The 12,799-nt window shown below is 72.1% G+C and carries 12 protein-coding genes; 2 read left to right on the top strand and 10 right to left on the bottom strand.

What is annotated here, in order from left to right; translation table 11 throughout:
* Positions 1 to 6 precede the first annotated feature (6 nt).
* Positions 7 to 744 (bottom strand): LOG family protein, encoded by a 738-nt coding sequence (locus AOM02_RS03510; RefSeq protein WP_062296699.1) that lies wholly within the window; start codon positions 742 to 744, stop codon positions 7 to 9.
* A 9-nt stretch (positions 745 to 753) separates the two neighbouring features.
* Positions 754 to 1,845 carry a succinyl-diaminopimelate desuccinylase gene (gene dapE, locus AOM02_RS03505; RefSeq protein ID WP_062296697.1) on the bottom strand — a complete coding sequence of 364 codons (1,092 nt, stop codon included), beginning with the start codon at positions 1,843 to 1,845 and terminating at the stop codon, positions 754 to 756.
* 31 nt (positions 1,846 to 1,876) lie between these two features.
* Between dapE and dapD the strand changes: the two genes are divergently transcribed.
* Together dapD and AOM02_RS03495 are read left to right on the top strand one after the other, a co-directional pair.
* Positions 1,877 to 2,824, top strand: a complete 948-nt coding sequence (gene dapD, locus AOM02_RS03500) for a 2,3,4,5-tetrahydropyridine-2,6-dicarboxylate N-succinyltransferase (RefSeq protein WP_062296695.1) — start codon at positions 1,877 to 1,879, stop codon at positions 2,822 to 2,824.
* A gap of 1 nt (position 2,825) precedes the next feature.
* Positions 2,826 to 3,695, top strand: coding sequence for a hypothetical protein (locus AOM02_RS03495; protein WP_062296692.1), 870 nt, complete (start codon positions 2,826 to 2,828; stop codon positions 3,693 to 3,695).
* Positions 3,696 to 3,701: 6 nt separating this feature from the next.
* Here the strand turns inward: AOM02_RS03495 and AOM02_RS03490 are convergent, their stop codons facing one another.
* From AOM02_RS03490 to AOM02_RS03455, 8 genes are all read right to left on the bottom strand, one after another.
* Entirely contained in the window at positions 3,702 to 3,989 is a 288-nt protein-coding gene (locus AOM02_RS03490; protein ID WP_062296690.1) for a 2TM domain-containing protein, read from the bottom strand.
* 71 nt (positions 3,990 to 4,060) lie between these two features.
* Positions 4,061 to 5,359, bottom strand: coding sequence for a citrate synthase (locus AOM02_RS03485; protein WP_062296688.1), 1,299 nt, complete (start codon positions 5,357 to 5,359; stop codon positions 4,061 to 4,063).
* Positions 5,360 to 5,409: 50 nt separating this feature from the next.
* Positions 5,410 to 6,519: a succinyldiaminopimelate transaminase gene (dapC, locus tag AOM02_RS03480; protein ID WP_062296686.1), complete on the bottom strand. Its 1,110-nt coding sequence runs from the start codon at positions 6,517 to 6,519 to the stop codon at positions 5,410 to 5,412.
* Positions 6,520 to 6,526: 7 nt separating this feature from the next.
* Positions 6,527 to 6,847 (bottom strand): ferredoxin, encoded by a 321-nt coding sequence (gene fdxA / locus AOM02_RS03475; protein ID WP_042215085.1) that lies wholly within the window; start codon positions 6,845 to 6,847, stop codon positions 6,527 to 6,529.
* Between the two features lie 107 nt (positions 6,848 to 6,954).
* A complete protein-coding gene (locus AOM02_RS03470; protein WP_062296684.1) occupies positions 6,955 to 8,955 on the bottom strand; it encodes a VanW family protein in 2,001 nt (666 codons plus the stop codon).
* Positions 8,952 to 9,308 (bottom strand): hypothetical protein, encoded by a 357-nt coding sequence (locus AOM02_RS03465; RefSeq protein WP_062296681.1) that lies wholly within the window; start codon positions 9,306 to 9,308, stop codon positions 8,952 to 8,954. The genes AOM02_RS03470 and AOM02_RS03465 overlap by 4 nt, the downstream gene beginning before the upstream one ends.
* A gap of 22 nt (positions 9,309 to 9,330) precedes the next feature.
* Positions 9,331 to 11,232, bottom strand: a complete 1,902-nt coding sequence (typA, locus tag AOM02_RS03460) for a translational GTPase TypA (RefSeq protein WP_062296678.1) — start codon at positions 11,230 to 11,232, stop codon at positions 9,331 to 9,333.
* Between the two features lie 118 nt (positions 11,233 to 11,350).
* A complete protein-coding gene (locus AOM02_RS03455) occupies positions 11,351 to 12,790 on the bottom strand; it encodes a helix-turn-helix domain-containing protein (RefSeq protein WP_062296676.1) in 1,440 nt (479 codons plus the stop codon).
* Positions 12,791 to 12,799: the final 9 nt, after the last annotated feature.

The raw sequence follows: 12,799 nt of genomic DNA, 5'->3' as shown, positions 1-12,799 counted from the left end.
AAGGAGTCACCCGACGTCGTCCCCCTGGCGGTGGCGCGCCGTCGCGAGCTCGACCGCGGTCGCGGGATCGTCGGTCACGTGGAGCAGGTCGAGGTCGTGGGGCGAGATCTTGCCGTCGGCGGCGAGCGTGTCGCGCAGCCACCCCACGAGCGGCCCCCAGTACGCCTCGCCGAACAGCACGATCGGGAACCGCCGGACGGTCCGGGTCTGCACGAGCGTGAGGCACTCGAACAGCTCGTCGAGCGTGCCGAAGCCGCCCGGCAGCGCGATGAAGCCCTGCGAGTACTTCACGAACATCGTCTTGCGCACGAAGAAGTAGCGGAAGTTGATGCCGAGGTTGATGTGCTCGTTCATCGACTGCTCGAACGGCAGCTCGATGCCGAGCCCGACGGACGTGCCGCCCGCCTCGGACGCGCCCTTGTTGGCCGCCTCCATGCAGCCCGGCCCGCCGCCGGTGATGACCGCGTAGCCGGCGTCCACGAGCAGCCGCCCCACCTCGATGCCGGCCTCGTACTCGGGCGAGCCCGGCGCCGAGCGCGCCGATCCGTAGACGGTGATCGCGGGACCGAGCTCCGCGAGCGCGCCGAAGCCCTCGACGAACTCGGACTGGATGCGGAGCACGCGCCAGGGATCGCCGTGGAGCCAGTCGGCGCGGTGCTGCTCGTCGAGGAGCCGCTCGGAGGTGGAGGTGGTGGGCACGTTGCGCCCGCGCAGCAGCACGGGGCCCTTGCGGTACTCCTTCATGGTCCCTCCTCAGGACGTGAGCCACGCCTCCAGGCCGGCGCGGCAGTGCCGGATGTCGGCGACCGGGCAGCGCTCGTCGTCCGCGTGCGCGAGCTCGGGGTCGCCGGGGCCGTAGTTGACGGCCGGGATGCCCAGCTCGCCGAAGCGCGCGACGTCGGTCCAGCCCTGCTTCGCGCGGGGCGCGTCGACCCCGGTCGCGGCGACCGAGGCGGCGAACGATGCGGCGAGCGGCGCGTCGAGCCCGGGACGGGCGGCGCCGGACAGGTCGGTGTAGACGAGGTCGTAGTCCTCGAGCCCGGCGGAGGCGACGAGCTGCTCGAGGCGCGCCTGCGCCTCCTCGAGGCTCCAGCTGGGCGCGAAGCGGTAGTTGATCGTGACGACGCAGGCGTCGGGGATGACGTTGCCCGCGATCCCGCCCGCGATGCCCACCGCGTTGACGCCCTCGCGGTAGTCGAGCCCGTCGACGCGGATCGTCTCGGCCTTGTAGGCCGCGAGCGTGCCGAGCAGCGGCGCGGCGCGGTGCACCGCGTTGAGGCCCTTCCAGGCGCGCGCGCTGTGCGCGGCGCGGCCGTGGATGCGGACCTCGGCGCGCATCGTCCCGTTGCACCCGCCCTCGATGACGCCCTGGGTGGGCTCGCACAGCACCGCGAAGTCGCCCTCGACCAGGTCGGGACGCTCGCGCGCAACGCGGCCCAGGCCGTTGCGGTCCGCCTCGACCTCCTCCTGGTCGTAGAAGACCCACGTGGTGTCGCGCGTGGGCGCGTCGAGGGCCGCCGCGAGCGACAGCTGCACCGCGACCCCGGCCTTCATGTCGACCGAGCCGCGCCCCACGAGGTCGCCCTCGGGCGACCACTCCCCCGGCACGTTGCCCTTGATCGGCACGGTGTCGAGGTGGCCGGCGATCACCACGCGCTCGGCGCGGCCGAGGTGCGTGCGCGCCACGATCGCGTTGCCGAGCCGGATCACCTCGAGGTGCGCGAGGGGCGCCAGGGCCGCCTCGACGGCGTCCGCGATGCGGTCCTCGTTGCCGGACACGGAGGGGATGTCCACCAGGGCCTTGGCGAGCTCTTCGACGGGGGCCGCGAGGTCGAGGTGCGTCATGGGGCCACCCTATCCACGTACCCTTGGAGCCATGACTCGACCCGCCTTCGGATTCGGCCTCGCGACCCTCGACAACAACGGCACCGTGCTCGACACGTGGTACCCGTCCCCCGTGCTCGGCGAGCCCAAGGCGCGCGACGCGGCATCCGCCCAGCTCAAGGCCGCGGAGCGCACCGACGACCTGCGCGACGTCGAGATCCGCGTGGTCAAGACGGTGATCGACCTCGACGAGGCGCCCGCCTCGGTGGAGGACGCGTACCTGCGCCTCCACCTCCTGAGCCACCGCCTCGTGCCGCCGCACGGCCTCAACCTCGACGGACTCTTCGGCGTCCTCACCAACGTCGTGTGGACCTCGGACGGCCCGTGCGCGATCGAGGGCTTCGAGCAGGTCCGGCTGCGCTACCGCGCGTTCGGCCGCCAGCTGACGGTGTACGGCATCGACAAGTTCCCCCGCATGGTCGACTACGTGGTCCCCGCGGGCGTGCGCATCGCCGACGCGGACCGCGTGCGCCTGGGCGCGCACCTCGCGGAGGGCACGACCGTGATGCACGAGGGCTTCGTGAACTTCAACGCGGGCACGCTCGGCCACTCGATGGTCGAGGGCCGCATCTCCGCGGGCGTCGTCGTGGGCGAGGGCTCCGACATCGGCGGCGGCGCGTCCATCATGGGCACGCTGTCCGGCGGCGGCAAGGAGGTCGTGTCGATCGGCGAGCGCTCGCTGCTCGGCGCGAACGCGGGCGTGGGCATCGCGCTGGGCGACGACTGCGTCGTCGAGGCGGGCCTCTACCTCACGGCCGGCACCAAGGTGACGCACAAGGGCCGCACCGACGAGGCGGGCGAGCCGGTCGTCGTCAAGGCGCGCGAGCTCTCGGGCCAGGACGGGATCATGTTCTGGCGCAACTCGGTGACGGGCGCGATCGAGGCCGTCGCGCGCAAGGGCACGGGCATCGAGCTCAACTCCGCGCTGCACGCCAACTGACGTGAGCCGGCGGCGCACGGTGGCCGCCGTCACGGTGCTCGTCGTCGCCGGCGGCGCCGCCGTCTACGGCTCGTACCTGTTCAGCGAGCGGAACGCGCCGTCGACGGCGTCGGGACGATGCACGGCCAGCCTGGGCGACGCATCGTCCACCCTGACGGCCGAGCAGGCGGGCAACGCCGCGCTCATCGCCGCCGCCTCCGCGCGGCTGGGGCTGCCCGCGCGCGGCGCGACGATCGGCATCGCGACGGCGATGCAGGAGTCCTCGCTGGTGAACATCGACTACGGGGATCGCGACTCGATCGGGCTGTTCCAGCAGCGGCCGTCGCAGGGCTGGGGCACGGTCGAGGAGATCATGGACCCCTACTACTCGACCGACACGTTCTACCGCGCGCTCGCCGAGGTCGACGGCTGGCAGGACATGGAGGTCACGGTCGCCGCCCAGACCGTGCAGCGCTCCGGCTTCCCGGAGGCGTACGCGACCCGCGAGGCGGGCGCGCGGCTGTGGGCCTCCGCGCTGCGCGGCCACTCGGGCACGCTCGCGGTCGACTGCGACGTCGAGCCGGGCGGGGGCACCACCGCCGCGGCGCTCGTGCGGCGGCTCGACGCGGACTTCGGCGACGGCGCCTACGAGGTGCGCCGGCTGGCGACCACGGAGGACGCGATCTGGCTCGACGTGATGCCCGCGGGAGGCGACGCCTCGATGCGCGACGCGGTCGCGGCGTGGCTCGTCGCGGTCGCCGGCGAGGAGTCCGTCGAGGCCGTCGTGAACGGGGACGCGGCGTGGGAGCGCGGCGTCGGGGCGAGCGGCATCGATGCGCCGGCCGACACGGTCGGCGTCGCGGTGCGGCTGCTGCCGCGCGCCTCGGCCTAGGGCGTCCTAGCGGCCCTCGGTCTGGTCCTTGAGCTTGCGGTACTCACGCTCGATACGGTCCTGGCTCGGCTTCCCCGCTCCCGGCAGGAACGCCGCGGCCGCCGAGAAGGCGAGACCGATGCCCATCCCGAGGATCGGCCAGGCGGGCCAGAAGTAGCCGCCCCCGTTCATCCACCAGATGAGCGTGAACATGGTCCACAGCACCAGGCACACGACCAGGAACCAGTAGAAGCCGTTGCGCGCTTCGACGCGTCGCTTGGCCTCGCGTCGCAGCGCATCGTCATCGGTCGTCATGACGTGCCCCCTTGCATCGTCGAGCGGGTCCGGGGCACCCCGCCGGGCCGGTCGGCCCTCCGTTCAGCCTCTCACGCGTCGGCGCGCAGCTCCAGCGGGACGTAGTCGCGCTCGATCTCGCCGGTGTAGATCTGGCGCGGGCGGCCGATCTTGGTGCGCGGGTCCGCGAGCATCTCGCGGTAGTGGGCGATCCAGCCCGGCATCCGGCCGAGCGCGAACAGCGGCGTGAACATCGGCGTGGGGAAGCCCATCGCCGAGTACAGCAGGCCCGTGTAGAAGTCGACGTTCGGGTAGAGCTTGCGCTCGATGAAGTACTCGTCGGACAGCGCGATCTCCTCGAGGCGCTGCGCCATCTCGAACGTCTCGTCGCTGCCGCCGAGCTGCGTGAGGAGCTCGTCCGCGAGCTTCTTCACCACGGCGCCGCGCGGGTCGTAGGACTTGTAGACGCGGTGGCCGAAGCCCATGAGGCGCGCGCCCTCGGCCTTGTCCTTGACCTTCGCCACGAACTGCTCGATGGTGTCGCCCGACTCCTTGATCTGGTCGAACATGCGCAGCGCGGCCTCGTTGGCGCCGCCGTGGAGCGGTCCGGACAGCGCGCCCACGCCCGCCGCGACCGACGCGTAGATGTTCGCGTGGGACGAGCCGACGATGCGCACGGTCGAGGTCGAGCAGTTCTGCTCGTGGTCCGCGTGCAGGATGAGCAGCACGTCGACGGCGCGGCGCACGAGCGGGTCGATGTCGATCTCGCCGGACTCCGGGGAGAAGGCGATGCGCATGAACTCGTCGACGTAGTGGCCGCCGCGGCGGGGCTCGATGAGGTCGCCGCCGCCGGCGCGACGCTGCAGGTACGCGATCACGGTGGCGGACTTCGCGAGCATGAGGACGGTCGCGAGCTCGATCTGCTCGGGATCGCGGCCCACCGACTCGGGGTAGAACGTGCTGAGCGCGCTCAGCGCGCCCGACAGCACCGCCATGGGGTGGGCGTCGCGCGGGAAGGCCCCGAGGAACGCCTTGATGCCCTCGTGGACGTGCATGTGGCGCGAGACGCGGTTGTTGAGCGCGGTGAGCTGGTCCGTGGTGGGCAGCTCGCCGTGGATGAGGAGGTAGGCGACCTCGAGGAACGTCGACTGCTCGGCCAGCTGCTCGATCGGGTAGCCCCGGTAGCGCAGGATGCCCTTGTCGCCGTCGATGTAGGTGATCGAGCTCTCGCACGAGGCGGTGTTCATGAAGCCCGGGTCGACGGTGACGAGGCCGGTGTCGCGCATGAGCGTGGCGACGGACATGCCGTCGTTGCCGATGGTCGACCGCTCCAGGGGAAGCTCCCTGGTCGTGCCGTCGACCGTCAGCCTTGCGTCCGCCACTTGCGCCATGTTCTCCCCTTCGAAACCCATGAGCCGTCGCCCAAGATTTGAGCGCCGGTTTACTCGCGTTTTGCGAGCCTACTAGATGCCGCAGAGACTCCCGAATCGCTCGCGGTGAGGGCGATGCGCACATGTCGACGCGCCGCCTCGCCGTAGAACGCACCCGGAGCCGCCAGTATGCCCCGTTCTGCGAGGTAATCAAGGGTCGCCCAGCAGTCCTCGTCGCGGGTGGCCCAGAGGTAGAGGCCGGCCTCGGAATGCTCGACACGGAATCCGGCCGCCTCGACCGCGGGCAGCAGCGCGGCGCGTCGCGCGCGGTAGCGCTCCTTCTGCTCGGCCACGTGGGCGTCGTCCCGCAGCGCCGCCACCATCGCGGCCTGCACGGGCGCCGGCACGATCAGCCCGGCGTGCTTGCGCAACTCGAGCAGCGGCGCGATCACCGCGGGGTCGCCCGCGACGAACGCCGCCCGGTACCCGGCGAGGTTGGACTGCTTGGACAGCGAGTACACGGCGAGCACGCCCTCGTGGGAGCCGCCGCACACCTCGGGGTCGAGGATCGACGGCACGGGCGCGCCGGTCCAGGACAGCTCGGCGTAGCACTCGTCGGACGCGACCAGCGCGCCGATCTCGCGCGCGGCGGCGACGACCTCGGCCAGGTGGGCCGCCGACGCGACCGCGCCGGTCGGGTTCGACGGCGAGTTCACCCACACCAGCCGCACGGCGGGGTTGCCGCGCCACGCGTCGACGTCGTCCGCCGCGAGCGGGGTCGCGCCGGCGAGCCGTGCGCCGACGTCGTACGTGGGGTACGCGGCGCTCGGATGGACGACGACGTCGCCCTCCCCCAGCCCCAGGTACGCGGGCAGGGTCGCCACGAGCTCCTTCGACCCCACGGTGGGAAGCACCGCCATCGGGTCCACGCCGGGTGCCCCGCGCCGACGCGCGAACCAGTCCGCGACGGCCTCGCGCAGCGCGGCCGTCCCGTGTGTGGTCGGGTAGCCGGGCGCGTCGGCGGCCGCCGCGAGCGCCTCGCGGACGACCGCCGGCGTGGGGTCGACGGGCGTGCCGACCGAGAGGTCGACGAGCCCGTCAGGGTGTGCCGCGGCCCGCGCCTTGTAGGGCGCGAGGGAGTCCCACGGGAAATCGGGCAGCGAGCGAGGGCGGAGGCCCATGCCCGCGTCAGCCGTTCTGCGGGGCGAGCGACTTGATGAGGTCGTGGTCGTGCTCGATCAGACCCATCTTCGCGGCGCCGCCGGGCGACCCGATCTCCGAGAAGAACTCGACGTTGGCGTTGTAGTACTCGGCCCACTTGTCCGGGACGTCGTCCTCGTAGTAGATCGCCTCGACCGGGCAGACCGGCTCGCAGGCGCCGCAGTCGACGCACTCGTCGGGGTGGATGTAGAGCATGCGCTCACCCTCGTAGATGCAGTCGACGGGACACTCGTCGATGCACGCCTTGTCCTTGACGTCGACACACGGCAGGGCGATGACGTAGGTCACTGCGTCTCCTCAACCTCGGCTCTACGGGGGGTCGCGCTCATCATACCGCCGGGCACGGGCCCTCCCGCCAGGTCCCCGAGGGACCCGCTACCGGCGCATCGTCCCCGCTACTTGGTGCAGGTGACGCCGTTGTCGGGCTGGTACGTCCAGGTGTACGAGGACTCGTCGACGAGGTCGCCCTTGAGGTACACCTCGCGGCGGTTCGTGATGGTGAAGCCCGGGTTGCCCATGGGGGTATCGAGGCAGGTCGAGCGGTCGGACTCGACCGACTTGGGCTGGACGAAGTTCGTCTTGTCCGACGCGTAGGTCTTGACCGTGTAGTACGGCGTGGACCAGATGTCGACGTGGAGGCGGCCCCCGGTCACGTACGAGCTCATCACGAGCGTGTACGGGGTGTTGTTCTTGAAGCGCAGGTCGAGCGAGCCGACGAAGATCGTGGCCTCGCGGCCCGCCGGGTACCGGTCGAACCACTTCGTGTGGGGGCGGTGCTCGACGTCCTCGAGGCCCGCGAAGTACGCCGCGTTGTAGACCGTGGTCGCCATCTGCGACAGGCCGCCGCCGATGCCGTTGGTGAGGTACCCGTCGACGATGATGTGGGCCGCCTGGTAGCCGCCCGCCTCGGTGATGGGGGCGAGCGCGTCGAGCAGCGAGAACGTCTCGTCGGGCTTCACGACGACACCGGTGACCTTCTCGGCGCCGCGCACGAGGTTCTGCGTGCGGACGGGCTCGGGGGTGAGCGGGGTGTCGAAGGACGCGACGACCTTCTTGAGGTCCTTGACGCCGAGGTCGTCGCTCGTGACGGCGGCCTGGGTGTTCTTGTACGGCAGCTCGCCCTCGCGCTCGGGGCTCTGGGCGGCGGCGGCCACCGCCGGGCCGAGCCGCTTCGGGGCGATCGCGCGCCCCGGCTTCGAGGCCGAGGTCTTGAGCTGGTGGCTGCTGGTGAAGCGGAACGATGCGGACGTCGGGGCGCTCACGAGGCCCGGGTCCGCGGACTCGAGCTCCGCGGCGAGCGACCGCCCGTCGATCAGGAACACGAGCTCGCCGTCGACGTCCTCGACGGAGCCGAAGCGGGTGAGCTGGTCGGAGGTGACCGTGGCGTCGCCGTTCTCGCCGGTCATGAGCACGTCGCCCGCGAGGATCTCCGAGTTGAGCTCGGTGACGAAGGCGTCCGCGTCGTCGGTGGTGATCGCGGCGGGCTTGGACTCGACCACGGCGGGGTAGGTGTCGACCGGCCACACCTCGCCGAGGCCCTCGGCGGTCGCCTCGGCATCGAGCGCGACGCCGTCGACCGCGGCCACGGGGCTCGCGCCGGTGCCGGTGATCTCGACCGCGGCGTCCTGGCCGTCGACCTCGAGGTCGTCGCGGGTGCCGTCGATCGCCTCGGCGAGCGTGTCCTGGTCGACGACGGTGACGAGCTCGGCCTCGCGCTCGGCACCGGTGAAGGAGCGGAGGATGTCGAAGGGCGCGAGGCTGAAGCGCAGCAGCTGGTCGACCGTCGCGCCGGCGCCGGCGGCCATGCCGGACTCCTTGGGGACGATCGTGGCCTCGGCGTCGTCGGTGGTGATCGCCACCGGGGTGGTGTTGAGCTCCTTGACCGTCGGCTGCAGCGCGGCGACCGCCTCGTCGCGCGTCATGCCCCCGATGTCGACGCCCTCGACGGCGGTGCCGGCCGGGATGCGTCCCGAGGCGTACACCGCGGCGGCGAAGTAGCCGCCGACGAGCGCGATGAGGATGAACACGAACGCCCAACGTCCCCAGTGCACGCGGCGAGGCTCCTTCGTCTCGGCGACCTCGTCGGTCGCGGGCTGCTCCTCCGGCGCGGGCTCTGGCAAGGGCTCCGCCGCGGGGACCGGCGCCATCACGGCGGTCGCCTCCGCGTCCGCGCCGTCCGCCGCATCGTCCGCCGGCTCGTCGACGACCGGCGGCAGCACCGCGGTCGCCTCGGCGTCGGGCTCCGGCTCGGGCTCGGCCGGCGGCTCCGCCAGGAAGGCGGGCACCTGCGCGGTGGCGTCGTCCGCCTCGTCCCCGTCGAGGTCCGCGTCGATCTCCGCCTGAGCCTCGTCGAGTTCGTCCTGCTCCTCGGGCCGCTCGTCGCGCGGGTCGCTCACGAGACCGCCGCCTTGGTGTCGCCGAGCACCCGGCGCGGGATGAGCGCGGCCGCTCCGATCACGAACGCGCCCCCGTACACCCAGGTGAGGCTGACCGCGTCGGCGGGGATGAGCAGCGACCCGCCCGGGCCCTCCTGCGCGAGCACGACCGTCAGCACCGCCCACGCGGTGCCGAAGATCGCGAGCCCGGTGAAGCCGAGCCACGCGCGGGAGAACACGGAGGCGGTGCCGACGAGCACCAGGCAGACCGTCACCCCGGCCCACCCGTAGGCGCGGTGCGAGCCCGCGCCCACGAGCGCCACGATCGCGCCGATCAGCGCGATGACGAGGGAGGACCAGACGATGCGAGCCATGCCTGCCATGGTAGGCGGAGCGTCAGGCGTTCTGGCGCTTCGCGCGCGACGCGGCGCGTGCCCTCTCCGTGGCGTCCAGGATCACCTTGCGGATGCGCACCTTCTCGGGCGTCACCTCCACGCACTCGTCCTCGCGCGCGAACTCGAGGGACTCCTCGAGGGTGAGGCGGCGCGGCGGGGCCAGGCGCTCGAGCTCCTCCGCCGTGGACGAGCGGATGTTGTTGAGCTTCTTCTCCTTGGTGATGTTGACGTCCATGTCCTCGTTGCGCGAGTTCTCGCCGATGACCATGCCCTCGTAGGTGTCCTCGGTGGGGCCCACGAAGAAGGTGCCGCGGTCCTGGAGCGCCATGAGCGCGTTCGAGGTCACCGCGCCGGCGCGGTCCGCCACGAGCGAGCCGTTGGTGCGGTACTCGATGAGGCCGGCCCACGGCTCGTAGCCGTGCGCGATGGACGACGCGATGCCGGTGCCGCGCGTGTCGGTGAGGAACTGGCTGCGGAAGCCGATGAGGCCGCGCGCCGGGACGATGAACTCCATGCGCACCCAGCCGGTGCCGTGGTTCGACATCGACTCCATGCGGCCCTTGCGGGACGCGAGGAGCTGGGTGACGGCGCCGAGGTGCTCCTCGGGCACGTCGATGGTCATGTGCTCCATCGGCTCGTTGAGCTTGCCGTCGATCTCCTTGGTGACGACCTGCGGCTTGCCGACGGTGAGCTCGTAGCCCTCGCGGCGCATCTGCTCGACGAGGATCGCCAGCGCGAGCTCGCCGCGGCCCTGGACCTCCCACGAGTCGGGGCGCTCGGTCGGGAGCACCTTGATCGACACGTTGCCGATGAGCTCCTTGTCGAGGCGGTCCTTGACCTGGCGCGCGGTGACCTTGGCACCCTTGACGCGGCCGGCGAGCGGCGACGTGTTGATGCCGATGGTCATCGAGATGGCCGGGTCGTCGACGGAGATGAGGGGCAGCGGGCGCGGGTCCTCGATGTCGGTGAGGGTCTCGCCGATGGTGATGTCCTCGATGCCGGCCACGGCGACGATGTCGCCGGCCCGCGCCGACTCGGCGGGCACGCGGTCGAGGCCCTTGGTCTCGAGCAGCTCGGTGATCTTGACGGGCTTGATCGAGCCGTCCTTGCGGGCCCACGCGACCTGCTGGCCCTTGCGGATCTCGCCGTTGAACACGCGCAGCAGCGCGAGGCGGCCGAGGAACGGCGACGCGTCCAGGTTGGTGACGTGCGCCTGCAGCGGGGCGCCCTCGTCGTAGGACGGCGCGGGGATGCGCTCCATGATGACCTTGAACAGCGGCTCGACGGAGTCGCCCTCGGGGAGGGTGCCGTCGGCGGGCTGGGTGAGCGAGGCGACGCCGTTCTTGGCGGAGGCGTAGACGACGGGTACCTCGAGGAGCGCGTCGACGTCGAGGTCGGGGACCTCGTCCTCGAGGTCCGAGGCCAGGCCGAGCAGCAGGTCGTGGGTCTCGTCGACGACCTCGCCGATGCGCGAGTCAGGACGGTCCACCTTGTTCACGACGATGATCACGGGGAGCTTCGCCGCGAGCGCCTTGCGCAGCACGAAGCGCGTCTGGGGCAGCGGGCCCTCGGACGCGTCGACCAGCAGCACGACGCCGTCGACCATGCTCAGGCCGCGCTCGACCTCGCCGCCGAAGTCCGCGTGGCCCGGGGTGTCGATCACGTTGATGGTCACGCCCTCGGGGCCGGCGGCCTCGCCGGTGTAGCGGATCGCGGTGTTCTTCGCGAGGATCGTGATGCCCTTCTCGCGCTCGAGGTCGCCGGAGTCCATGGCGCGGTCCTCGACGTGGGCGTGGTCGCCGTAGGCGCCTCCCTGGACGAGCATCGCGTCGACGAGGGTGGTCTTGCCATGGTCGACGTGGGCGACGATGGCGACGTTGCGCAGATCGGAGCGCAGGGGCATGCGGGAACTCGTTTCCATGTGAAGGGGTGCTCGGTCCGACATGGACCGCCGATCCATTCTACGGGAGGGTCGCCTCGCGCACGCGCGGAGCGCGCATCGTCCCTCCTGGACCGGCCGCTCAGTCCCCGTCGTCGCCGGAGTGGGCGTCGAGGAACGCGTACAGCTCGCGGTCGTCGATGCCCGGGTACGTGCCGCGCGGCAGCGGGGAGAAGATGTGCGCGTGCACGCGGGCGCTCGCCCACGCCCGCCCCGCCCAGCGCAGGGCCTCGTCCGCGTCGGGGCGTCGGCAGCAGCTGAGGTCCGGGCAGCGGGACACCTCGTGGTTCTGCGTCTCGCGGCCCCGGAACCACTTGGAATCCGAGTACGGCACGCCGATCGTGATCGAGAACTCCTCGGCCTCGGTGGCGCCGGTCTGCGTCGCCTCGAAGAACGTGCCCGCGGGCGTGTCCGTGTACTGGAAGTACTCGGTGGTGCGGGTCGACCGCGCGAACGCGCGCCGCGCGCTCCAGTGCCGGCACACGATCTGCCCCTCGGTCGCGCCCGTGACGTCGACCGGCAGCGGCAGCCCGTCGTTCTCGTACGCGCGCACCACGGCCCCGTCGCCCGCGGCGCGCAGGAAGTGCAGCCGCATCCCGAGGTGCACGGTCGCGAGGTTGGAGAAGCGCAGCGCCGCCGCCTCGTGGGTGACGCCGAACGCGTCGCGGAAGTCCTCGATCGCGATGTCGCGCTCGCGCTTGGCCCGCTCGAGGAACGCGACGGCCGGCTCCTCCGGCATGAGGCACGCGGCGGCGTAGTAGCTCGCGTCCTGGCGCTGGCGCAGGAAGTCGGCGTAGCTCGTCGGCTCGCCGTGCCCGAGCCGGATGTGCGCCATCGCCTGCAGTGCGAGCGAGCGCAGCCCGTGCCCGCCCGGGATGGAGGCGGGCGGGATGTAGATGCGCCCGTTCTCGAGGTCGAGCACGCAGCGCGCCGAGTGCGGGAGGTCGTCGGCGTGGACGATCTTGAGCCCGAGCCGCGCGGCCATGAGGCTCACGGTGCGGTGCGTGAGCGCGCCTCCCGCGTGCCCGACCGCGGCGACGTCCTCGGACGCGAGCGACTCGATCGCGGGCACGTGGTTGTCGAGGGACTGCATGCGCAGCCGCTGACGCGTGTTGGCGCGGCGCGCCTCCTCGGGCGTCGCGATCGCCTGGCGCGCGCGACGGTCGAGCTCGCGGTGGAGCCCCACGAGGGTGCGCAGCACGTCGTCCGGCATCCCGCGGGTCGCGCGCAGCTCCGGCAGGCCCAGCTCGCGGTAGGCCGCGCCCTCCTGCGCGTGCTCGAGCTCGATCTCCAGCGCGGCCCGCGGGCTGGGCGGTGCCGCGTCGAGCAGGTCGCCGACCGTGACGTCCAGCCGCTCCGCGAGCGCGGACAGCAGCGTGAGGCGCGGCTCGCGCCGGCCGTTCTCGATGAGCGACAGCTGGCTCGGCGCGACGTCGACGTCGCGCCCCAGCTGCTCGAGCGTGAGCCCCGCCTCGGTGCGGAAGTGCCGCACGCGGCGGCCAAGCGTGGAGAGATCCGGCATGGAATTCAC

The sequence above is a fragment of the Demequina maris genome (genome assembly GCF_000971155.1).
GTDB classification, from domain to species: Bacteria; Actinomycetota; Actinomycetes; order Actinomycetales; family Demequinaceae; genus Demequina; species Demequina maris.
The sequence above is the reverse complement of the archived record's forward strand: the minus strand, read 5'-3'. Positions and strand labels throughout refer to the sequence as shown.

Bases quoted from the DNA above. Each gene is read 5' to 3' on its own strand.
- AOM02_RS03510 (WP_062296699.1), bottom strand. From the start codon at position 744: ATGAAGGAGTACCGCAAGGGCCCCGTGCTGCTGCGCGGGCGCAACGTG.
- dapE (WP_062296697.1), bottom strand. From the start codon at position 1,845: ATGACGCACCTCGACCTCGCGGCCCCCGTCGAAGAGCTCGCCAAGGCC.
- AOM02_RS03485 (WP_062296688.1), bottom strand. From the start codon at position 5,359: ATGGCGCAAGTGGCGGACGCAAGGCTGACGGTCGACGGCACGACCAGG.
- dapD (WP_062296695.1), top strand. From the start codon at position 1,877: ATGACTCGACCCGCCTTCGGATTCGGCCTCGCGACCCTCGACAACAAC.
- typA (WP_062296678.1), bottom strand. From the start codon at position 11,232: ATGCCCCTGCGCTCCGATCTGCGCAACGTCGCCATCGTCGCCCACGTC.
- AOM02_RS03465 (WP_062296681.1), bottom strand. From the start codon at position 9,308: ATGGCTCGCATCGTCTGGTCCTCCCTCGTCATCGCGCTGATCGGCGCG.
- AOM02_RS03455 (WP_062296676.1), bottom strand. From the start codon at position 12,790: ATGCCGGATCTCTCCACGCTTGGCCGCCGCGTGCGGCACTTCCGCACC.
- AOM02_RS03490 (WP_062296690.1), bottom strand. From the start codon at position 3,989: ATGACGACCGATGACGATGCGCTGCGACGCGAGGCCAAGCGACGCGTC.
- dapC (WP_062296686.1), bottom strand. From the start codon at position 6,519: ATGGGCCTCCGCCCTCGCTCGCTGCCCGATTTCCCGTGGGACTCCCTC.